Here is a 21,666-nt window from a genome sequence, read left to right as displayed (position 1 = left end):
TGCGTCTGGAACGGCCCGAACGGTAGGGAGACCGGTGCCAGTCGTCAAATATCTGACGATGGCGTTTTTCATATGATTTGAATATGAATGGCGGCGCCGGTCAGTCGGCAGGCGCCATGAGCGCACGGTCGTGCTCCCTGGTGATGCGCGCCAGGAAGTCCGCTGCGCTGCCGCCGGTCGGCAGGTTGCTGACGTCCAGCAGCCGGGAGCGGAACTCTGGCTGATGCAGCGCTTCGTTGACGACCGCGTTGATCACCCGCAGCGGTGCCGGTGGCGTGCCGCGCGGGGCGAACAGCCCGAAGGTCGAGACCAGGTTGGCGGCCGGGTAGCCCAGCTCCGCCAGCGTCGGCACACCGGGCAGCACCGGCAGCCGGGCCGGCGCGCCGATGGCCAGCGCCTTCAGCCGCCCCTCGCGGACGAACTGCAGCTGCTGCGCGGCGACGTTGGACGACAGCAACTCGAACTGCCCGCCCAGCGCGTCGGTCAACTGCTGCCCGCCGCCCTTGTAGGGGATGTGGATGATGTCCACACCCGCGGCGGCTCGCACCTGTGCCAGCACGAGGTGGCCCACGGTCGCGTGGCCCGACGTGGCCCAGCGCAGCCGGCCGGGCGCGGCCCGGGCTGCGGCGATCATCTCGGCAAAGGTCGATGGCTTGAACGACGGGTGCGCCAGTACCAGCACCGGCGTGTCCATCAGGCTGACGACGGGCACGATGCCGAACAGCGGGAACGCGGCAGGCTTGCCCGTGGGCCTGGCGGCGGGCGCGAAGACCAGCGGCGAGATGGCGCAATAGGCCAGCGTGTGGCCATCGGGCGCGGCGTGGGACAGCCACTCCAGCGCCACCATGCCGCCGGCGCCCGGGCGGCTCTCGACGAGCACGGGCACGCCCAGCCGCGCGCTCATGAAGTGTGCCAGCCGCCGCGCCGTCTCGTCGCTGACGCCGCCGGGCGGGTAGGCGACCACGAGGTGGATGGGGCGCCGTGGCCACGGTTCGGCCGGGCCTGGTGCGGCGGCGGCGCTGCCCAGGCCGCTGCCGAACAGGAGCAGCGTGCGCCTACGCATCGCCGGATTCAGGCATCGGTGAACGACGCCGCGATGCGGCGGGCCAGCGCGATGAACGCCGCGGTCGGCCCGGCCGGGTCCTCGGTGCGGTAGGCCAGCGTCAGCGGCGCCTCGACCTGCGCGGCCGTTGCCAGCGGCCTGAACACGACCGAGGCGGCGTGGATGCCGCGCATGGACGCCGGCACGATGGAGATGCCCGCGCCCGCCGCCACCAGATTCAGGTTCATCATCATGCGCTCCACCTCGATGCAGCTGCGCGGCTTGACGCCGTCGCGCTCGCACAAGGCCAGCAGGTTGGCGTACAGGCCCGGCGCGCCGGGGCGGCGCACGAGGATGAGGTCCTCGCCATCCAGTTCGCCCAGCGGCACGGGCGTGGTGGCGGCCTGCGGCACGCCGGCCAGCCGGTGGTCCAGTGGCAGCGCCAGCAGCGCGGGCTCCGACAGCAGCGTCTCGAAGCTGACGCCTTCCGGCCTGGAGACCGGCACGCGCAGCAGCCCGCAGTGCAGCCGGTCCTTGGTGATGGCCTCGATCAGACCGGCGGCGTTGTCCTCCGTCATCGTCAGCGCGATGCCCGGCTGCTCGCGGCGCCACGAGCGCAGCACCGCGGGCGTGAACGCATGGGCGCCGGCCGAACTGGTGAAGCCGATGGTCAGCAGGCCGTAATGGCCGCCCGCCAGGCGCTCCATGCGGTCCCGCATGTCGGTGAAGTCGCGCAGCAGCCGTCGGGCTTCGTCGAGGAACTGCCGGCCGCCATCGGTCAGGCTCACGCCCTTGGGGTGGCGATGCAGCAGCGTGAACCCCAGTTCCTGCTCCAGCGCCTTGATCTGCTGGCTCAACGGCGGCTGCTGCATGCCCAGCAGCCCGGCGGCGCGCGTCATGTGGCCGGTCTCGGCCACCGTCACGAAGTAGCGCAGGTGTCGCAGGTCCATACTTCAAACGTCTGAATTCATGAAATTCAGTCTATTTGACGGTATGGAATCCGGTCACTAAGGTCTGCCCGGATTCCAAACAGCATCAGGAGCGGCGGATGACGAGCAGGCGAGCGGGTGTGGCGTGGGCGTTGGTGGGGTGGGCGTTCGGCGCAGCAGCCGACCCGCAGATGCCGGCCGAAGCGGCGCCACAGGTGGTGCCTTGCCCAGCAGGCGTCGGCAACACGACGAAGTGCCTCGCGGGGCAGGACAGCGCTGGCGCCTACTACCTGATCGCCCTGCCCAGCCCCTGGAATGGCGATCTCGTCCTGCATGCGCACGGCGGCCCCTTCCTTGGCGCGCCCACGGCCAAGCGCGTCGCCGAGGACCTGGAGCGCTGGTCCGTCATGCCGCGGCTGGGCTATGCCTGGGCCGCGTCCAGCTACCGCCAGGGCGGCGTGGCCGTCACGGCTGCGGCGCAGGACACCGAGCGGCTGCGCCAGCTGTTCGTCGCGCAGGTCGCCAAGCCGAAACATGTCTACCTGCACGGCCAGTCCTGGGGTGCCAGCGTGGCCGCCAAGGGCGCCGAACTGTTCGACGCCGGCAAGCCCTACGACGCCGTGCTGCTGACCTCCGGCGTGCTGGGCGGCGGCACGCGCAGCTACGACTTCCGTCTGGACCTGCGCGTCGTCTACCAATCCCTGTGCCACAACCACCCGCTGGCCAGCGAGCCGCAATACCCGCTGGACATCGGTTTGCCGGCCCACTCGGCGCTGAAGGCGACGGAGCTGAACCAGCGCATCGACGCCTGCCTGGGCCTGGACAAGCCCGCCGCCGAGCGCACGCCGGCGCAGAGCGCCCGGGTCAAAACCATCGTCGACGTGATCCGCATCCCGGAGCGCAGCATCGTGTCGCACCTGCACTGGGCCACCTGGCACTTCCAGGACATCACGCAAAAGCGCACCGGCGGCGCCAGCCCGTTCGGCAACATCGGCGCGGTCTACAGCGGCTCGGCCGACGACGCGGCGTTGAACGCCGGCGTGCTGCGCTACGCCGCCGACCCGCAGGCCGTGGCGACACTGGCGGCGGACGCCGACCTGACCGGCCAGATCAGCGTGCCCGTGCTGACGGTGCACGCCATCCACGACCCGACGGCCATGGTCGAGCTGCAGGACAGCTTCGGCCGCACCATGGCCGCGGCCGGGCACGCCGACACGCTGGTGCAGACCTACACCGGCGACCGCGACCACAGTTACCTCAGCGACCCGACCTACGCCGCGCTGCTGGAAGCGCTGTCGGCCTGGACGACGCAGGGGAAGAAGCCGACAGCCGACAGCATCGCCGCCGGCTGCGAGAAGGCCCAGGCGACGCTGGGCTCGACCTGCCGCTTCGAACCCGGCTATCGCGTCAAGCCGCTGGACACGCGGGTGCCGGCGCGGCAGCGGGCCGCGGCCGGCGGGTGAACGGGCTCAGGCCGCCTGGCGCGCGGCCGGGTAGTCCGTGTAGCCCTCGGCGCCGCCCCCGTAGAAGGTCTCCTTCTGCGGCGCAGCCCAGGGCAGGTCGTCACGGATGCGCTCGACCAGGTCGGGGTTGGCGATGAACGGCCGGCCAATGGCCACCGCGTCCGCATGGCCGCTGGCGACGGCGTCCAGCGCCATCTGGCGGTCGTAGCCATTGTTGGCGATGTAGGGGCCGGCGAAGCGGCGGCGCAGCTCGTCGTAGTCGAACGGCGCGTTGTCGCGCGGGCCGCCGGTGGCGCCTTCGACGACCTCCAGGAACGCCAGCTTCAGCGGCGCGAGCCGGTCCGCCACGTGGTTGAACAGCGCCTGCGGGTCGCTGTCCTGGCCGATGTCGTTGGCCGGCGTGACCGGGCTCAGGCGCAGCGCCGTGCGGCGCGCGCCGATGGCACCGGCCACGGCCGTCATGACCTCGACCAGCAGCCGCGCGCGGTTCTCTATGGAGCCGCCATAGGCGTCGCTGCGGTCGTTGGCGCTGTCGCGCAGGAACTGCTCCAGCAGGTAGCCGTTGGCGCTGTGCACCTCCACGCCGTCGAAACCGGCGGCGATGGCGTTCTTCGCGGCCTGCGCGTAGTCGGCGACGAGCTGCGGGATCTCGTCGGTGGCCAGCGCCCGCGGCTCGGCCGTCGGCACCAGGTCACCGTGGGCCGCGTAGGTGCGCGTCTTGGCCGCGCGCGCGGTGGACGACACCGGCTTGGCGCCGCCCGGCTGCAGGCTGTTCACCGAGATGCGGCCCACGTGCCAGAGCTGCACGACGATCTTGCCGCCCTCGGCATGCACGGCGTCCGTCACCTGCTTCCAGCCGGCGATCTGCTCGGGCGTGTGGATGCCGGGCGTGTCGAAATAGCCCTGGCCGTCGGGGCGGATCTGCGTGGCTTCCGTGATGATGAGGCCGGCCCCGGCGCGCTGGCGGTAGTACTCGACCTGCAGCGCATGCGGCGTCTGCGCCGGGGCGCGGTTGCGGGTGAGCGGCGCCATGACGACGCGGTTGGCGAGCTGGATGTCGCCGAAGCGGACGGGGTCGAAAAGAGTAGGCATGCGGGCGATATGGGGTGGGAAACGACGGCCGCAAGGCTAGCCTCGCGGCCCTTTCCCGGGTTGTGCGGGGTTGATGGGGGGTGTGTTAGCGACAATCCCCCCATGCTCGCCTACCGCCACGCCTTCCATGCCGGCAACCATGCCGACGTCCTCAAGCACCTGGTGCTGACCCGCGTGCTGCGCTACATGGCCGAAAAGGACAAGCCCTTCACGCTGATCGACACCCATGCCGGCGCCGGCGGCTACTCGGTCGAGGGCCGCTACGCGCAGAAGAAGGGCGAGTATGGCGAAGGCATCGCCCGGCTCTACGACCGCAAGGACCTGCCCGCGCCGCTGGCCGACTACATCGACCTGGTGCGCGCCTTCAACCCCGACGGCCAGTTGCGCCAGTACCCGGGCTCGCCGGCCATCGCCAACCTGCTGCTGCGCGAGACCGACCGGCTGCGCGCCTACGAGCTGCACTCCACCGACCACCGCATCCTCGCCAGCTACCTCGACACCCGGGCGCAGACCCAGGTGCGCGACACCGACGGCTTCGCGGCCATCAAGGCCGAGCTGCCGTCGCCCACGCGCCGCGCGGCGCTGCTGATGGACCCGTCCTACGAGATCAAGAGCGACTACGGCAAGGTGCTGGCGGCGCTGCGCGAGGCGCTGGAGCGCGCGCCCGACACGGTCGTCATGGTCTGGTATCCGCAGCTGCAGCTGCTGGAATCGACCCAGCTCGCGGCGCGCCTGAAGGGCAGTGCCGACGCTGCGGCCAAGAAGGGCTGGCTGCATGTCCGGCTGACGGTGGCCGCGCCCGCCGACCGCCCGGACGGCAAGGGGCTGGGCATGCTGGGCAGCGGCATGTTCATCGCCAACCCGCCGTTCACGCTGCACGACGAGCTGGCCGAGTGCCTGCCGCTGCTGGTGGAGAAGCTGGGCCAGTACGACGGCGCGAACTACGTGCTGGAACAGAAGGCCGCCTGAGGCCTTCCGCCCTCGGTCCTCAGTCGAGCACGACTTCCGTGCGCACCACGCCCGCGCGCTCCGCGCTGGCCGACAGCGCCAGCCGCGTCCCCACCGGCGCGCGCACGACCCACTCGCCCACCGCGCGGTCGCCGGTGATCTGCCTGGCCGGCAGGAAGGCGAGCTGGCTCTGCTTGGGCGCATGGCCTTCGAGCTGCGGGCCTTCCATGCGCTCCTTGCCGCTGACCAGGCTGACCGTCGGGTCGCCCGCGGGCAGGTGGATCTCGAACATCACGCCGCGCACGGTCTTGCGCTCCAGCGCGCGCTGCGTCACGTAGGCCGGCAGGTAGCCCGCGTTGGCGACGGCCAGGCGCACGCGCCAGGTGTCGGGGCCGAGCGCGCGCACCTCGGTGCGCACCAGCTCCAGCCGCGGCAGGCTCATGGCGATCTGCGTCATCCACGCCGGGAAGCGCGCCGCCTCGCGCTCGCGCAGGGCGGGCGGCGGGTTGCGCCAGTAGTTCATCTTGTCCCAGCCGCCGATCTCCACGGCGCCCAGCTGCGGATGCTGGAACGGCGCCCAGTCCACGTGGGCCTGGCCGCCGCAGTGCTCGTCGCTCCACTTCAGCAGCTTGAGGTCGTCCTCCACCGGGTGGTCACGGAACCAGTCGATCCACTTGTAGCCCTCGATGCCGGCTTCCTTGTTCGGCGACCACAGCTCCACCACCCAGAACAGCGCACCCAGGTGTTCGTAGACCCAGTCCTGCGTGCCGGTGATGACGTCCTTGGGGTGGTAACGGAACTCCTCGTAGATGCTGACGGCGGGGTAGCCGCTGTGCTTCTCGCCCAGCGCCGAGAAGCGCTGGAAGGTCCACAGGTCCTCGGGCGTCATGTCCTTGTCGCTGCGCGTGCCGCAGGGGCGCAGGATCACGCCGCTGTGCGTGTGGTAGCTGATCGCCGCGCCGATGTTGGGGTGGCCGGTGATGAACTCCACCATGGCCCGCACCTCGGGTTCGCTGGTCGGGTAGGGGCCGGCGCCGAGCTGCTGGAACTCCTGGCGCCATTCGCCGGGGAAGTTGCGGTTCAGGTCCAGTCCCTCGCGGTCGGGGTTCAGCCGCACGGTCAGGCCGTCATGGTTCTTGATGAAGCCCTCGGGGATGAGCCGGTAGTACTCGCCACCGGACTCGCCCGGCTCGCGCGCCACCATCAGGCGCGGCTCGGTGGCGTGCTTCTTGTAGCCGCCATGCGGGTCCGGCACACGCATGGTCAGGATGCGGCCGTCGCCGTCGATGTCTTCCTGCGTCAGGCCGTCGACCGGCTCCTCGGTGTACGGATAGGGCCGCGTGGAGCTGCGGATGTGGCGCGGGCGGTCGGCCAGCGCCAGCTCGGCGCCGTCGGGGTTCAGGCGCGGCACGATGTACAGCGTGCGCGTATCGAGCAGGCGGTTGACCTGGGCCGACTCGGCGGACGTACCGCCGTGCAGGCTCAGCAGCTGGTGCAGGTAGTACAGGCAGGTGGTGGAGGCCGTCAGCTCGGCGGCGTGGATATTGCCGTCTATCCACATCGCCGGCTTGTCCACGTCCATGCCGCTGGCCAGGTTGGTGACGACGACCACCCAGATGTCGCGCTGCTCGAAGCTCTTGCCGATGGAGCGCACCGACACCAGGTTGGGCCGGGCCTCGGCGTAGGCGAACAGCAGTGCCGTCAGCTCGTCGTAGCGGTAGAAATGGTCGAAGCGCGGGCTGGGCAGTGGGCTGGGCATGGCGGCGTCGGTCCTGGGTGTGCGGCCCCAAGGAGCAGGGGCGTCTGGGATGGCGCGGATTGTTGGTAACACGCCGCGCTGTCACCCCCCGGGTTTGCCCAGGGCGACGGCTCACTGACCCTTGAACAGGGCCTGGAACTGCCGCGACACGGGCAGCTTCTCGTCGCGCCCGCGCAGCGTGACGACCATGGTGCCCTCGTCGATGCGGATGGCGCGCGCGATGCAGCGGCTGTTGACGAGCACGCTGCGGTGGATCTGCCAGAACTGGTCGGGGTCGAGCTGGGCCAGCAGCTCGCGCAGCGGCGTGCGGATCAGCGCGTCGCCGCCCTGGTGGACGACGCGGGTGTAGCGCTGGTCGGATTCGAAGTAGACGACCTCCTCGGGCGGGATCAGCAGCACCTCGCGGCCCACGCTGGCCTGGATGGGGCGCGTCGCTGCGCGCGGGCTGGCCAGGCCGGCGAGCAGGCGCTGCAGCGCCGACGTGTCGGGCGCGGGTTGGGTCAGCCGGGCGCGCACGCGTGTCAGCGCCTGCGCCAGCCGCTCGTCGTCGACCGGCTTCAGCACGTAATCCACCGCGCCGGCGTCGAAGGCCGCCAGCGCATGGTCGTCGAAGGCTGTCACGAAGACGATCAGTGGCGGCGCGGCCAGTGCGGACAGCCGGCGCGCGACCTCCAGGCCGGTGAGCCCGGGCATGCGGATGTCCAGGAAGGCGATGGCGGGCTCCAGGGCCAGGCAGTCGTCCCAGGCTTCGGCGCCATTGCTGCTGGCGGCGACGATGTCGAGCTCGGGCCACAGGCGGGCCAGGGCGGCGCGCAGTTGTTCGCGGGGCGCTTCTTCGTCGTCGGCGATCAGGGCGGTGGTCGGGGTCATGGGGTCGGGATCGTCAGGGTGGCGGTGCAGCCGGGGTGGGTGTCGGCGAGCGTCAGCGTCGCGGCGGGGCAGGCGTTCACCAGGCGCCGGCGCGTGTTGGCCAGGCCGACGCCTTCGGCCCAGCCGGGCGCGAGGCCGGGGCCGTCGTCGTGCACCGTCAGCACCAGCTGCGCGCCGTCGTGCCGGGCAGCGACGGCGACCTGGCCGCCGCGCAGCTGCGGCTCGACACCGTGGGCGATGGCGTTTTCCACCAGCGTCAGCACGATGCCCGGCGGCACCTGGGCCTGCAAGCCTGCTGGCACGTCGAGGGTGAAGCCCAGCCGCGCGCCCAGCCGCGCCTGCATGATGGCCAGATAGCGGCGCACCATCTCGACCTCGTCGGCCAGCGGCTGCAGCTCGCGCTCGAACATCGGCAGCGTGGCGCGCAGGTAGGCCGTGAAGTCGCGCAGCAGCGGCGCGGCGCGGGCGTCGCCGGTGTCCACCCAGTGCTGCAGCGAGGCCAGCGTGTTGAACAGGAAGTGCGGCTGGATCTGCGCGGCGGCCAGGCGCGTCTGCAGGCGCAGCGCGGCGTCCTGGTCGGCCAGCTCGCGCAGCCGCGCCTCGATCTGCTGCACGCGGAACACCGTCAGCATCCACCAGGCGCTGAGCACGCCCGTCATGGCGGCGATCAAGGTGATGTTCTCGCGCTGCACCCAGTCGCGTTCGCCCTGGTGAATCAGGCCCAGCGCGACGGCGAGCACCGCCACTGCGGTGCCGTAGCAGTACAGGTTCAGCCGCCGGCGCGTGGGATGGCGCCACAGCAGGCGCGACAACGCCAGCGTCACAAGGGCCAGCGCGCACCAGAAGCCCCACCACATCAGCGCCGTGGCCCAGCCGGTGCCCTGCCGCGTGAACAGCAGCGCGGGCAGCATGGTGACCAGGTTCAGCGCGACATAGCTGTCCACCGCCACCGGCCAGGGCTGCATGCCCGCCTTGGCCATTTCCTCCGGCGTGAACACGCGGATCGGCCCGGGGTAGAACCACTGGCGGCAATGCAGGGTGTCGAGCAGGGACGGCATGGCGGGCGAGTCTAGGTGGCGCTGCCGGCCTCACGCTGCGCCATGCGGCGAACGGCGGTCCCGGGCGCATGAATGGCTGAGCCGACCGCTCGGTCGGGAAAAGTGCAGAATGCCGGGATGCCTGCCTGGACTTCCCTCGACCTCGAGCGCCGCGCCGATGGCGTGGCCGTGCTGACGATGAACCGCCCGGCCGTGTTCAATGCCTTCGACGAGGTGCTGATCGCTGAACTCGATGCCGCTTTTGCCGAACTGGGCCGCGACACCGCCGTGCGCGCCGTCCTGCTGGCCGGCACCGGCAAGCACTTCAGCGCCGGCGCCGACCTGCAATGGATGCAGCGCGCCGCGGCCGCGTCGCAGGACGACAACCTCGCCGACGCGCGCCGCTTCTCGGCCATGCTGGCGCGCATCGCCGAGTGCCCCAAGCCCACCCTCGCGCGCGTGCAGGGCGCCGCGCTCGGCGGCGGCGTGGGCCTGGTGTGCGCCTGCGACATGGCCATCGCGTCCGACGCCGCCAGCTTTTCGGTCAGCGAGGCGCGCATGGGCATCCTGCCGGCCGTCATCGGCCCGCACCTGGTCAACGCGGTCGGGCTGCGCGAAGCGCGACGCCTGGCGCTGACCGCCAGCCGCATCGGTGCCGCCGAGGCGCAGCGCGTGGGGCTGGTGCAGCAGGTGGTGCCGGCCGACGGGCTGGACGCCGCCGTCGACGCCATGCTGGCCGACCTGCTCGCCTGCGGCCCGCAGGCGCAGGCCGAGATCAAGCAGCTCTACGCGCAGCTCGCGCCCGGCTCCGTCACGGCCGAGGTGCGCGAGCTGACCGCCCAAACGATTGCCCGCGTGCGCACGACGGCCGAGGCCCGCGAGGGTTTCGCCGCCTTCCTCGGCAAGCGCAAGCCCCACTGGACCTCTGCCGAATGACTCTGAACGATTCCCGCATCCTCGTCGTGGGGGCCGGCCTGATGGGCGCCGGCATTGCCCAGGTGGCGGCCCAGGCCGGCCATGCCGTGGACCTCTTCGACGCCCGTGCCGGCGCGGCCGAGGCCGCCAAGGCCAAGCTGGCGCAGACCTTCGACGGCCTGGTCGCCAAGGGCAAGCTGACGGCGGACGCCGCGCAGGCAACGCTCGCGCGCATCGCGCCGGTGGACGTGATGGCGACGGCCGACCTGGTCGTCGAGGCCATCGTCGAGAACCTGGACGTGAAGCGGGCGCTGTTCGCCGAGCTGGAGCTGCTGCTGCCCGACGAGGCCGTCATCGCGACCAACACCTCGTCCATCTCTGTCACTGCTCTGGCGCGCGGCATGCGTAGGCCCGAGCGGCTGGTGGGCATGCACTTCTTCAATCCGGTGCCGCTGATGAAGCTGGTGGAGGTGGTGTCCGGCCTGGGCACCGACCTGGCCGTGGCGCAGGCCGTCTTCGACCTCGCCGCGCGCTGGGGCAAGACACCGGTGCACACGCGGTCCACGCCCGGCTTCATCGTCAACCGCATCGCCCGGCCGTATTACGCCGAGGCGCTGATGCTGCTGCAGGACCGCGTGGCGGCGCCCGAGCTGATCGACGCGGTCCTGCGCGCCGCGGGTTTCCGCATGGGGCCGTGCGAGCTGATGGACCTGATCGGCCACGACACCAACTTCGCCGTGACGAACTCGGTCTTCGCGGCCAACTTCTTCGACCGGCGCTTCACGCCTTCGCTGGTGCAGCAGGAGCTGGTGGATGCCGGCTTCCTGGGCCGCAAGAGCGGGCGCGGCTTCTACCGCTACCCCGAGGGCGCGCCTGCGCTGCCGGCCGTGGCCATCGCTGCCCCGACGGCGGCGCAGGTCGTCGTGCACGGCAAGGGGCCGGTGGCCGACCGCTTCGCCGCCGCACTGCCGGACGCCGCGCGCGAGCTGGACAGCGACTGGACCGGCCTGAGCATCGACGGCCGCCAGCTGCGCCAGACCGACGGCCGACGCGCCGCCGAGCTGTCGCGCAGCACGGCGGTGTTCGACCTGCCGCTGGCGACTTCGGGCGACATCGCCTATGCCGGCGATCCGTCCACGGCGGCGTGGCTGACGGTGCTGGGCCTGGCGCCGCGCGCCATCGCCGACGTGCCCGGCCTCATCGTCGCGCGCACCATCGCCATGCTCATCAACGAGGCGGCGGACGCCGTCAGCCAGGGCGTCTGCGACGAGGCCGGCGCCGACGCGGCGATGAAGCTGGGCGTCAATTACCCGGCCGGCCCGTTCGAATGGCTGGCCCGCTGGGACCGCCGCGCCGTCGCCGCGCTGCTGGACCGGCTCGACCAACACCACCGGGGCGAGCGCTACCGCGTCTCTGCGTACCTGAAATAACGGGCCGAGCGCCGGGCCGCCCCAAGCCGGCCCGGCATCCCCTCGGGGGATCGGCCGATGTACTCATCGGACAAGGGGTCCACATGCCTACTGAAGCCCTCATCTGCGACGCGATCCGCACGCCCTTCGGCCGCTACGGCGGCGCGCTGTCCTCCATCCGCACCGACGACCTCGGCGCGCTGCCGATCAAGGCGCTGATCGCACGCAACCCGGGCGTGGACTGGGCGCAGGTCGCCGACGTGATCTACGGCTGCGCCAACCAGGCCGGCGAGGACAACCGCAACGTTGCCCGCATGGCCGCGCTGCTGGCCGGCCTGCCGGTGGACGTGCCGGGCAGCACCGTGAACCGGCTGTGCGGTTCGGGCCTGGATGCCATCGGCACGGCCGCGCGCGCCATCCGGTCTGGCGAGGCCGGGCTGATGATCGCCGGCGGCGTGGAGAGCATGAGCCGTGCGCCGTTCGTGATGCCCAAGGCCGAGAGCGCCTTCAGCCGCGCGAACGCGGTGTATGACACGACCATCGGCTGGCGCTTCGTCAACAAGCAGATGAAGGCGCAGTACGGCGTGGACGCCATGCCCGAGACGGCCGAGAACGTCGCCAGCGACTTCGGCATCGAACGCGAGGCGCAGGACCGCATGGCGCTGGCCTCGCAGCTGAAGGCGATCGCGGCGCAGAAGCGCGGCTTCTTCGAGCGCGAGATCGTGCCCGTCGAGGTGCCGCAGAAGAAGGGCGACCCGGTGCGCGTGCTGCTGGACGAGCATCCGCGCGAGACCAGCCTGGAGGCGCTGGCGAAGTTGAAGGGCGTCGTGAGGCCCGACGGCTCGGTCACGGCCGGCAATGCCAGCGGCGTCAACGACGGCGCCTGCGCGCTGCTGCTGGCCAGCGAGGCCGAGGCCGCACGCCACGGCCTGAAGCCGCGCGCCCGCGTCGTCGGCATGGCGACGGCCGGCGTGGCGCCGCGCATCATGGGCATAGGCCCGGCGCCGGCCACGCGCAAGGTGCTGGCGCTGACGGGCCTGACGCTCGCGCAGATGGACGTCATCGAGCTGAACGAGGCCTTCGCCGCGCAAGGCCTGGCCGTGCTGCGCGACCTGGGGCTGGCGGACGACGACGCCCGCGTCAACCCCAACGGCGGCGCCATCGCGCTGGGCCACCCGCTGGGCGCCAGCGGTGCGCGCCTGGTGACGACAGCGATCAACCAGCTGGAAGTGAGCGGCGGCCGCTACGCGCTGTGCACGATGTGCATCGGCGTGGGGCAGGGCATTGCGCTCATTGTCGAGCGCGTTTGAGGCACCCCTCGCCCAGGGGTGCGGCGCTGAATGCGCGCAACCCTGGGCGGCCCCCCGAGGGGACGGCGATGCTTGCGGCATAGAGCCGCAAGCACATCGCCAACGCGGGCCGGCTTGGCGAACTGAAGTCGGACACAAGCAGTCCCTGCGGACTGCTTGTGCCTACGCAAGGCCATGGGCCTCTGGTCCATGGCAGGCCCGGCGCTCGGCCCTCACCGACCGCGCCTAGTCGAAGAAGAGGCGGGACAGGCCCTTCAGGCTGACCAGGTTGCCCGGGTTGCTGGTCTCGTTGAGCACGCCGCTCATGCGCTTGAGCAGCCGCGGGCTCTTCCTGGCGCGCCAGATCAGCAGGTCGGCCAGCCAGGGGTGGGCGTTGACGCGGTTGGCGCGTTCGTAGAGGTCGAACTTGGGCTTGAGTGCCGTCAGGCCGGCCTCGTAGGCTGCGCGGGCGGCGTCGTCGTCGGCATGAGTGAGGATGGCGTCGGCTGCCAGCATGCCGGTCTCCATGGCCTTGCCGATGCCCTCGCCGGTGAACGAATAGGTGCTGCCGGCGGCCTCACCGGTGACGATGAGGCCCGGGCGCGTCCATTTCGCCCCGGACAGCGTGCAGCGCAGCGGCGCGCCTTTCAGTTCACCCACCAGTTCGCCCACGCGCATCAGCTCGGCGGCGGGCGCGTACTTGGCGACGAAGGCGTCGAAGATGGCGCGCAGGTTGACGTCCTTCTTCTGACCCTTGCCATTGAGGTCCCGGTGCGAGTCGGTCACGCCGACGCCGATGTTGAAGTGGCCGTCCGGTGCCGGGAAGATCCAGCCGTAGCCGGGCTGCACCGACTTGTCCCAGACGACTTCCAGCGACCGGATCTTGCCGACCATCTGCGGCGCCTTCACGTAGCCCCGCAGCGCGACGCCGCTGGGCGTGTGGCGCTCGCACATGCCGGCGGCGGTCAGCGCCTTGGGCACGGCGCCGGTCGCGAGCACGACCCACCGGGCCGACACCTCCACCCACCCGTCGCCCTGCTTCAGCCGGGCCCCGACGACGCGGCCGTCCTGTTCCAGCGGCGCCTCGAAACGCGCCTGCTGGAAGCGGGCGCCGGCGTCCTGGGCAGCCTGCAGCAGCAATGCGTCCAGCTCGCGCCGCGGCAGCACGGCCAGCGAGCCGGGCACGTCGATGCGGCCGCCGCGCGGGCCGATGCAACCCACATGGCTCACCGGTTGCGCCCGCCGCATGACCTCCTCCAGCAGGCCCAGCCGGGCCAGCGCCTGGTGGGCGTCCGGGATCAACCCGTCGCCGCAGGTCTTGTCGCGCCCTGGCGGGTGCTGGTCCACCAGCAGCACATCCAGGCCTGCACCGGCGAGCAGGCGCGCGCAGGCGCTGCCGGCGGGGCCGGCGCCGATGACGAGCGCGTCGCAGCGCAAGGGAGTGGGCAGGGGGGTGTCGGCGGCGCTCAATGACTGTCCATGGGTGGTGTGGGCGCGGATTCTAGGGAGGGTACGGGTGGCCTCCGGTTCGACGTCTTGACTGGTAGCACACCAAGCGTTTCGGATTTGTGTGGTCATGTGACAACGCGGTGTCGTCCTACATGGGCCTGTCAGCAAACTGAAATCGCCACGTTTCTAGTGTGTAAAGGAGCTTGACGGGCAAATGGTCAGTCTATTAGGGGCTACCCGGATCGGCCTTCACGCCCGCAGTCGCCAGACTCGCGCCGCGAAAAGACGCCTACCCGCAAGGGTGCGTGTTTCCGAAAGTCACCCTCCAACACATCGTTGAGAACGTCCCCACGAAGGAGCAGCCATGTTCAAACGCAATGCCCGCAGCGCCGCAGCGCTCGCGATGATCGGCACGCTCGGTGCCGTCACCGCATTCGCCCAGGAGGCGGACACCCAGAAGCTGGAGCGAATCGAGATCACAGGCTCGCGCATCAAGAAGTCCGACGCGATGTCGGAAAGCCCGATCGTGACGGTGACCGCGGAGGAGATCCGGCAGAGCGGCGTTGTGACGGTCGAGCAGTTCCTCAACACCCTGCCGTCGGTCACGGCCGGCATCAGCTCGCAGTCCAACAATCCCTCCAGCAACGGCCGAGCATTTATCGATCTGCGCGGGCTCGGTTCTGGCCGGAACCTAGTGCTGATCAACGGCCGACGCGCCATGGGCTCTACGGGTGGCGGCACGGTCGACACGAACACCATCCCGACCTCCCTGATTGAACGGATTGAAGTGATCACCGGCGGCGCCGCGACGGCCTACGGTGCGGATGCGGTTTCGGGCGTCGTCAACTTCATCATGAAGCGGAACTTCAAGGGCCTCGAACTGGATGCCCAACACCGCATGACGGAGCGCAGCGACGGCGTGGAGAGTTCGGCGTCGCTGACCATGGGCGGCACATTCGACGGTGGCCGCGGTTCGGCCGTGTTCGGCGGGGGGTACTTCAAGCGTGACTCCATCTACAAGGGAGCGCGTGCCTTTTCAGCCCAGGCGTCGACCACCACCGGCACCTTCCCGGGCGGTTCACTTTTGGTTGGAACCAACACGCCGTCGCAGGCTGCTGTCAATGCCATCTTCGGTGCCGACAAGTGCAACACCAACGGTGGGTCGACCGGGTTTGGTGTCAATCCGGACGGAACTCTCTTCTGCACCGGCGTTGCTGGCAACTCGGCAAGAAATGTCGTCAACTACCGCGGGCCGGAAAGCGCCATCGCCCAGAATTTCTTTCCGGACACCTTCTCATACAACTTCGAGCCGGACAACGCTCTTGTTCTGCCGATGGAGCGTTGGTCGATGTATTCGGCCCTCAACTACGACGTAAACAAGAACTTCCGGCCCTACGCCTCATTCCAGTTCACCAATTACAACGCTCAATCGGAATTGGCGCCGACACCGGGCACCGGCTTCACTGTGCCGGTGACCAACCCGTTCTTGAGCGCTGAAGCCAAGGCCTTGCTGGCGGCCCGCGCCAACCCAACGGCAACGGTCGGCTTGAACAAGCGATTCAACTCGCTGGGCGGTCGCACGTCCTTTAACACGCACGATGTCTGGCAATCGGTCGCTGGTGCAACCGGCGATTTGGGGCTGCTGAATGACTGGACCTATGACGTCTACGGGTCCTACGGTCGTTCTGTTCAGAATGAAACCCAGGGCGGCAACGTGCGCATCACCCGTGTGCAAGCGATGCTCAACGCCGCCGATGGCGGCGCCTCGCTCTGCGCGGGCGGCTTCAACCCGTTTGGTCCGACAGTACTCTCCGCAGAGTGCCAGTCGTATATCGGCCTGGAGGCGAAGAACCTGACCACTGTGATTCAGAAAGTGGTTGAAGGTACGGTCACGGGGCCAGTTGTCCAACTGCCGGCCGGCAGCCTGGATGCGGTCTTCGGGGCGGCCTATCGGGCGCTTAGCTTTGACTTCAAGCCGGACTCCGGGCTGCAACCCGGGCAGGTCGCTGGCTTCAACGAGCAACTGCCTGTGAAGGGCAAGCTGGACTTCAAGGACGTGTTTGCAGAGGCGGTCATTCCGCTCCTGCGCAACAAGCCCTTTGTGAAGCAGCTCTCTGCGACGGTGGGCGGGCGGGTATCGGACAGCAACATCAGCGGCCGAGATTCCAGCTACAAGCTGATGGTGGACTGGTCGGTCAATGACACAGTTCGCTTTCGCGGCGGTGCTCAGACGGCCGTTCGGGCGCCGAACGTGAACGAACTCTTTGCGCCGCAACTGAACAACTTCCCGACCTTCACCAACTCCGATCCTTGCAACACGACCGGTGCTATTGCGGCCACCTACCGCAACGGCCCCAGCGCCGCCCAGGTGCGAGCCCTGTGCACGGCCCAGTCGGCTGTCGCGGGTGGCGCGTCCTACGTACAGCCGAGTGGTCAGGCAACCGGTATCACGGGCGGCAATCCTGGTCTGATGCCTGAGAAGTCGAAATCGTTCACGGCCGGTCTCGTGCTGCAACCCACCAAAGACCTATCGGCAACGATCGACTATTGGTCCATCGATCTCAAAGACGTGATTGGGTCTGTCGATGCAACGACTATTGTCCAGCGCTGCTTCAACCGTGACGGCGCCAATCCCACTTTCAGCGCGACCAATGGGTGGTGCCAACTCTTTAGTCGCAATGCGAATGACGGTGGTGTGATCAACTTGAAGCAACTCAGCCGCAATCAAGCGTTCACGAAGGTTTCCGGCGTCGATCTGGGCCTCGACTATGGGCTCAGCCTCCAACAACTCGGTTCGCTGAGGTGGAACCTTCTTGCGACCTGGACCGAGAAGAACACGTCGCAGACCACTTCGGTCGACCCCGTCAACGACTTTGTCGGCACGATCGGCTCGACTACCGCGTCGGCTTCGCCGAAATGGCGCGCGAGCCTGACCACCATCTATTCATTGGGCGGTCTGAGCGTGCAGATGACCAATCGCTATATTGGCAAGATGGTTCATGCCAACACGGTCACCGGTGGGTCGCCTGTGTCGAACACGGGCACTGCAGCGACGTGGTACCACGACCTCTCGGCGCGCTACGCGCTCACGTCGAACATTTCAGTGCGAGCCGGCGTGTCGAACGTGACAGACCAGCAACCCAGGTTGTACACGCCGAACATCCAGGCCAACACCGACCCGTCGACGTTTGACGTGCTCGGCAGGCGCTATTTCGTTGGTTTGAACGCCAAGTTCTGATCGCGAGCACTGGACAGCGTCACTGGCGCATGTCGGAAGGCGGCGGGACCGAAATCCCGCCGTCTTTTTTGTTGGACAACCCAGCCCCGACAAAGAGGTCCCGCTGAGCGGGCGGAACCTGCGGCCCACTGATTTTTGTGCCTGTGAGCGGCGCACAAGGCGGCTCCCGCGAACGACGGTCTGGGCCGCTGAGGTAGGCCATGCATCCGACACTGATGGACCTGTTGCAGCAAGCCGGCCGACTGAAGGCCGCCGGGCAGATGGCGCAGGCGTTGAGTCTCTATCGCCAAACTCAGTGCTGGTATCCGGCCGAGCCCGTGGCGCAGCACAACCTGGCGGCGACCCTCGGTGATCTCGGCAGGCACGACGAGGCGCTTGTCTTTGCAAAGGCGGCGCTGGGTGCGGGGTTGGACGCGCCCGAAACCTGGCTCGTGCGGGCGCGGTCTGAGCTCGGGTTGCTCGATCTCGCTTCAGCCGCCGAAAGCTATCGTAGGGCCCTGGCGCTGCGCCCGAACCTGCTGGCGGCCCAGTTCGAGGCAGCCCAGCTGGCCTGGATGTCGACCGGCGACAGCGAGCATGCGCTGGTGGGGCTGAGGCAAGCCGAGGGCCGGGCGGACGCCGATCCTATGCTCGCCTTCGTCAAGGCCCAGGCGCAGGAAAAGATGGGCGATGTTCGGAGCGCGCGTGCATCTTTGGAGCCGCTGGTCGTGCGTGCTGGCTGCACGCCGGTGGTGCTGGGCTATGCCGCGCATCTCGAGGCGCTGCTGGGCAGGCCAGACGCGGCGATTTCCCTGGCCGAAGCCTGTCTGCGGGCGGCCCCGGGGGATCCAGGCGCGATCGAGGCGCTCACGCGGGCGCGCCTCGCCGTTGGCGACGGTCCGGGGGCCAGCGAGGCAGCGGGCCATCTTGTCGCTGCGCAGCCCCTGAACCAGCATGCGATCGCGCTGCAGGCGACCGCCTGGCGGCTGACAGGCGATGCCCGCTACCACGACTTGTATGACTATGAGCGCTTGGTCGCGTCCTACCGTCTCTCCCCACCCTTGGGCTGGGTCAGTCTGGATGCCTACATTGCCGATCTTGCGAACGAATTGAAGGCCGCTCATCCTTTTCGTGCCCACCCCTTTGGCCATTCCGTGCGTGGCGGCAGCCAGTTGCCACATGTCCTTTCTCGCCCCACCCCGGCGCTGTCGGCCCTGGCCGGTGCCTTGATGGCGCCGATCAAGCGCCATCTGGATCGCTTGGGGCAGGGTGGCGATCCGCTGTGTCGTCGCAATGCCGGCAAGGCCCGGATCCAAGGCGACTGGTCGGTCTGGCTGTGGCCGGGCGGGCACCATGTCGACCATGTGCACCAGGAAGGTTGGGTGTCAACGGCCTGCCATATCGAATTGCCGGCGGTCGTCGGTGCGGGCGGGCGCGAGGGCTGGCTGCGATTCGGCAAGCCCGGGATTCCGGTCGGCTGGGACATGGAGGCTGAACACTGGGTGCGCCCTGAACCGGGACGGCTGGTGCTATTTCCTTCGTACATGTGGCATGGCACCGAACCATTCCGTGGTGAACTACCCCGTCTGACGGTTGCCTGCGATCTGCTGCCTGCCTGACATCCCGTGAGCCGCTGCGGCAGATAAGGCGACTTCGGTCAAGCCGTCCGCTGTTTTGCGGTTTGGCTCGGCAGCCTCGTACCACGCGCGCGACTACGCCTGCACAAATCAGATAGGTTTGCGCGGGCAGTCCGCACGCGTTGAGCCTCATCGTTATCCGCGGGAAGCGGTATTGGCAGAAGACCGCTGTTGTGATCCGCTTCGCCTCGCCATCCGCCGATACCATCGCTCCAATGTGGGAAGAGCCTGGATACATGGCAGTCGCGTCCGATTCCATCACCCCCGATCACGCGGACTCCGCGCAATTGTTCAGCGAAGCGCAGGCGCGCACCGGCGCCGGGGACGCCGATGGCGCCCGCAGCTTGCTTCAAAGGGCAGCGCAGGCCGGCCACTTGCCCGCGCTGCTGCAACTCGGTATCTGGGACCTCGTCGGGTTGGCGGGGCCGGTGGACGTGGCGACTGCGGTGGTGCGGGTGCGCGACGCGGCAGTCCTCGGGCACCTTCCCGCCCGTACGTTGTACGCCCAGCTTGTTGCGGCGGGCGCGGGCGGCGTGGCCCGTGATTTCGCGCAAGTCCTGTCGCTTCTTCTGGAGGCCGCGCGAGGTGGCGAGCCACGGGCAGCCATGCAATTGGCGATGCTGATCCCTCACGTCCCAGAACACTCCACGGTGCGTATGGCGTTGCTGCAGGTTGCTGCGGCAGGGGGCGAGCCTGTCGCCAGGATGTTCATCGAACGTCTGCCGCCATGCGCGCCCCATCTGCTTCTCGACTGGGATGTCGTCCGGTCCCGCGTTGTCTGGCCGCACGAGCGGGCTTTGTCGGCGGCAGAGACGCGCCACGAACAGCCGCGCATCGTCGCCTTGCCGAGGCTGCTGTCTCCGGACGAGTGCATCTACATCGCCCTGAAGGGCTTGCCGCTGTTGCGGCCGGCCCGTATTGTTGGTCTGGACGGCCAATCTGCGGTCGATCCGATCCGATCGAACGATGCTGCGAAGCTCGGCTTGCTTGAGGCCGACGCGGTCGTTCAAAGCCTGGACCTGCGCGTGGCAGCGGCGCTCGGACACCCCGCAGAGAACGGGGAGGGTTTCGCGCTGCTCCGATACCAGGTTGGCCAGCAGTACCTGCCGCATTGCGACTGGATAGACCCGGAGCACACATCAACGCGCGCCGACCTCGAACGTTGGGGGCAGCGGGTCGCCACCTGCGTTGTCTACCTGAATGATGGATTCGAGGGCGGCACTACCGGCTTCCCTCGACTCGGGCTAGAGCTTCGTGGTGGCGTGGGTGATGCCTTCGCTTGGGACAACGTCGGCCCGGATGGGCTGATCGACCCATTGACTCTGCATGCCGGCAGGCCGCCGACGCAGGGCATGAAATATCTGTTGTCTAAGTGGATACGGGACCGAGATCAGACGGGCAACTGCGGCTGAGGCGGTGACCCGGCCTGGGCCGCATCCATGATGGCGCGGCAGAGGGCCGAAGTGAAACGTCTCGGCCGACTGCCGACGTCGCCAGAGCAGCGGTGAGTGATGTCAAGTGACACCGGAATCCAGCGGCCCGGAGTCGGGATGTTGTGGCCAGCGGGTGTGGTGACGAAAAGCGCGTCGAAAGACTTTGGTGAGGGCGCTGTTTTGCAGCGTTTCCATCCTGTCGGGACGAACAGTGCCAGGTGCCGTGCCTGCTGGGTCGTCATGACGAGGCCATTGCGTGGCAGACCTTGGCCCTGCGCCGTGCTGATTTGACAATCAGCATTTGCCTCGGGCAGCGGACGCCAGGCCCGGCGCATCCGCCACTTGCGCCGTACCCGCACTGCGCGCCGTCACTGTTCGACGAACGCGCGCTCGATGACGTAGTCACCCGGCGTCGTGGTGCTGCCTTCCTTGAAGTTGCGCACCTCCAGCATCGCCTTCATGTCCTTGAGCAACGCCGGGCTGCCGCACAGCATGATGCGGTCGTCCTGCGGGTTCAGCGGGGGCAGGCCCAGGTCAGCCTGCAACTTGCCGGTCTGGATCAGATCGGTGATGCGGCCCATGTTCTTGTACGGCTCGCGCGTGACCGTCGGGTAGTACAGCAGTTGCTCGCTGGCGAACTCGCCGAGGAACTCGTGTACATGCAGGTCATGTGCCAGATGGTCGTGGTACGCCAGCTCCGCCACTTCGCGCACGCCGTGCACGATGACGACCTTCTCGAAGCGCTCGTAGGTGGCGGGGTCGCGCACGATGCTGATGAACGGCGCCAGGCCGGTGCCGCTGCCCAGCAGGTACAGGTTCTTGCCGGGCAGCAGGTAGTCGATCAGAAGCGTGCCGGTGGGCTTGCGGCCGACGATGATCTTGTCACCCGGCTTGATGTGCTGCAGCTTCGACGTCAACGGGCCGTCCGGTACCTTGATGCTGAGGAACTCCAGGTTCTCCTCGTAGTTCGCGCTGACGATGCTGTAGGCGCGCAGCAGCGGCTTCCCGTTCTCGCCCTTCAGGCCGATCATCGTGAAGTGGCCGTTGGAAAAACGCAGCGCCTGGTCACGCGTGGTCGTGAAGCTGAACAGGCGGTCGGTCCAGTGGTGGACGGTCAGGACGGTCTCTTCGTTGAAGGCACTCATGGGCGCTCGCTGGGTTCGGAGTGGCGGGTCAA

The 21,666-nt window shown here is 68.8% G+C and carries 16 protein-coding genes; 8 read left to right on the top strand and 8 right to left on the bottom strand.

Annotated features, from left to right (window positions below):
* Positions 1 to 100: 100 nt before the first annotated feature.
* Both ACO07H_RS01335 and ACO07H_RS01330 read right to left on the bottom strand, forming a co-directional pair.
* Positions 101 to 1,063, bottom strand: coding sequence for a tripartite tricarboxylate transporter substrate binding protein (locus ACO07H_RS01335; RefSeq protein ID WP_422010324.1), 963 nt, complete (start codon positions 1,061 to 1,063; stop codon positions 101 to 103).
* 8 nt (positions 1,064 to 1,071) lie between these two features.
* Complete coding sequence (locus ACO07H_RS01330) at positions 1,072 to 1,992, bottom strand: LysR family transcriptional regulator (RefSeq protein WP_422010322.1); 921 nt, start codon at positions 1,990 to 1,992, stop codon at positions 1,072 to 1,074.
* A 98-nt stretch (positions 1,993 to 2,090) separates the two neighbouring features.
* On the opposite strand from ACO07H_RS01330, the gene ACO07H_RS01325 reads away from it, so the two are divergent.
* The gene (locus ACO07H_RS01325) at positions 2,091 to 3,434 is read left to right on the top strand and encodes a hypothetical protein (protein WP_422010320.1); all 1,344 of its coding nucleotides are present in this window, start codon (positions 2,091 to 2,093) and stop codon (positions 3,432 to 3,434) included.
* Between the two features lie 6 nt (positions 3,435 to 3,440).
* Here ACO07H_RS01325 and ACO07H_RS01320 read toward each other — a convergent pair whose 3' ends face one another.
* Complete coding sequence (locus ACO07H_RS01320; RefSeq protein ID WP_422010318.1) at positions 3,441 to 4,526, bottom strand: alkene reductase; 1,086 nt, start codon at positions 4,524 to 4,526, stop codon at positions 3,441 to 3,443.
* Between the two features lie 102 nt (positions 4,527 to 4,628).
* Between ACO07H_RS01320 and ACO07H_RS01315 the strand changes: the two genes are divergently transcribed.
* Complete coding sequence (locus ACO07H_RS01315) at positions 4,629 to 5,495, top strand: 23S rRNA (adenine(2030)-N(6))-methyltransferase RlmJ (protein ID WP_422010316.1); 867 nt, start codon at positions 4,629 to 4,631, stop codon at positions 5,493 to 5,495.
* 19 nt (positions 5,496 to 5,514) lie between these two features.
* Here ACO07H_RS01315 and ACO07H_RS01310 read toward each other — a convergent pair whose 3' ends face one another.
* From ACO07H_RS01310 to ACO07H_RS01300, 3 genes are all read right to left on the bottom strand, one after another.
* Entirely contained in the window at positions 5,515 to 7,233 is a 1,719-nt protein-coding gene (locus ACO07H_RS01310; protein WP_422010314.1) for a M14 family metallopeptidase, read from the bottom strand.
* Between the two features lie 111 nt (positions 7,234 to 7,344).
* Positions 7,345 to 8,103 carry a LytR/AlgR family response regulator transcription factor gene (locus ACO07H_RS01305; protein ID WP_422010312.1) on the bottom strand — a complete coding sequence of 253 codons (759 nt, stop codon included), beginning with the start codon at positions 8,101 to 8,103 and terminating at the stop codon, positions 7,345 to 7,347.
* Positions 8,100 to 9,161, bottom strand: coding sequence for a sensor histidine kinase (locus ACO07H_RS01300; RefSeq protein ID WP_422010309.1), 1,062 nt, complete (start codon positions 9,159 to 9,161; stop codon positions 8,100 to 8,102). Before ACO07H_RS01300 ends, ACO07H_RS01305 begins: the two co-directional genes overlap by 4 nt.
* Before the next feature lie 117 nt (positions 9,162 to 9,278).
* Here ACO07H_RS01300 and ACO07H_RS01295 point away from each other — a divergent pair, with 117 nt between their 5' ends.
* The 3 genes from ACO07H_RS01295 (at position 9,279) to pcaF (ending at position 12,774) form a co-directional block, all read left to right on the top strand.
* A complete protein-coding gene (locus ACO07H_RS01295) occupies positions 9,279 to 10,076 on the top strand; it encodes an enoyl-CoA hydratase-related protein (protein WP_422010307.1) in 798 nt (265 codons plus the stop codon).
* Complete coding sequence (locus ACO07H_RS01290) at positions 10,073 to 11,485, top strand: 3-hydroxyacyl-CoA dehydrogenase (RefSeq protein WP_422010305.1); 1,413 nt, start codon at positions 10,073 to 10,075, stop codon at positions 11,483 to 11,485. Before ACO07H_RS01295 ends, ACO07H_RS01290 begins: the two co-directional genes overlap by 4 nt.
* Positions 11,486 to 11,568: 83 nt before the next feature.
* A complete protein-coding gene (pcaF, locus tag ACO07H_RS01285; RefSeq protein ID WP_422010303.1) occupies positions 11,569 to 12,774 on the top strand; it encodes a 3-oxoadipyl-CoA thiolase in 1,206 nt (401 codons plus the stop codon).
* Positions 12,775 to 12,999: 225 nt separating this feature from the next.
* Here the strand turns inward: pcaF and ACO07H_RS01280 are convergent, their stop codons facing one another.
* Complete coding sequence (locus tag ACO07H_RS01280; RefSeq protein ID WP_422010301.1) at positions 13,000 to 14,223, bottom strand: NAD(P)/FAD-dependent oxidoreductase; 1,224 nt, start codon at positions 14,221 to 14,223, stop codon at positions 13,000 to 13,002.
* 343 nt (positions 14,224 to 14,566) lie between these two features.
* Here ACO07H_RS01280 and ACO07H_RS01275 point away from each other — a divergent pair, with 343 nt between their 5' ends.
* From ACO07H_RS01275 to ACO07H_RS01265, 3 genes are all read left to right on the top strand, one after another.
* Entirely contained in the window at positions 14,567 to 17,440 is a 2,874-nt protein-coding gene (locus ACO07H_RS01275; RefSeq protein WP_422010299.1) for a TonB-dependent receptor domain-containing protein, read from the top strand.
* Positions 17,441 to 17,640: 200 nt separating this feature from the next.
* On the top strand, positions 17,641 to 19,038 hold the full coding sequence (locus tag ACO07H_RS01270) for a putative 2OG-Fe(II) oxygenase (protein WP_422010297.1): 1,398 nt from the start codon (positions 17,641 to 17,643) through the stop codon (positions 19,036 to 19,038).
* Between the two features lie 254 nt (positions 19,039 to 19,292).
* Positions 19,293 to 20,468, top strand: a complete 1,176-nt coding sequence (locus ACO07H_RS01265; protein ID WP_422010295.1) for a 2OG-Fe(II) oxygenase — start codon at positions 19,293 to 19,295, stop codon at positions 20,466 to 20,468.
* Positions 20,469 to 20,857: 389 nt separating this feature from the next.
* Here ACO07H_RS01265 and ACO07H_RS01260 read toward each other — a convergent pair whose 3' ends face one another.
* Complete coding sequence (locus ACO07H_RS01260; protein WP_422010293.1) at positions 20,858 to 21,634, bottom strand: ferredoxin--NADP reductase; 777 nt, start codon at positions 21,632 to 21,634, stop codon at positions 20,858 to 20,860.
* Positions 21,635 to 21,666 lie beyond the last annotated feature (32 nt).

Origin of the sequence: Roseateles sp., from assembly GCF_965229315.1 — a bacterium.
GTDB lineage: Bacteria > Pseudomonadota > Gammaproteobacteria > Burkholderiales > Burkholderiaceae_C > Pelomonas.
The sequence above is the reverse complement of the archived record's forward strand: the minus strand, read 5'-3'. Positions and strand labels throughout refer to the sequence as shown.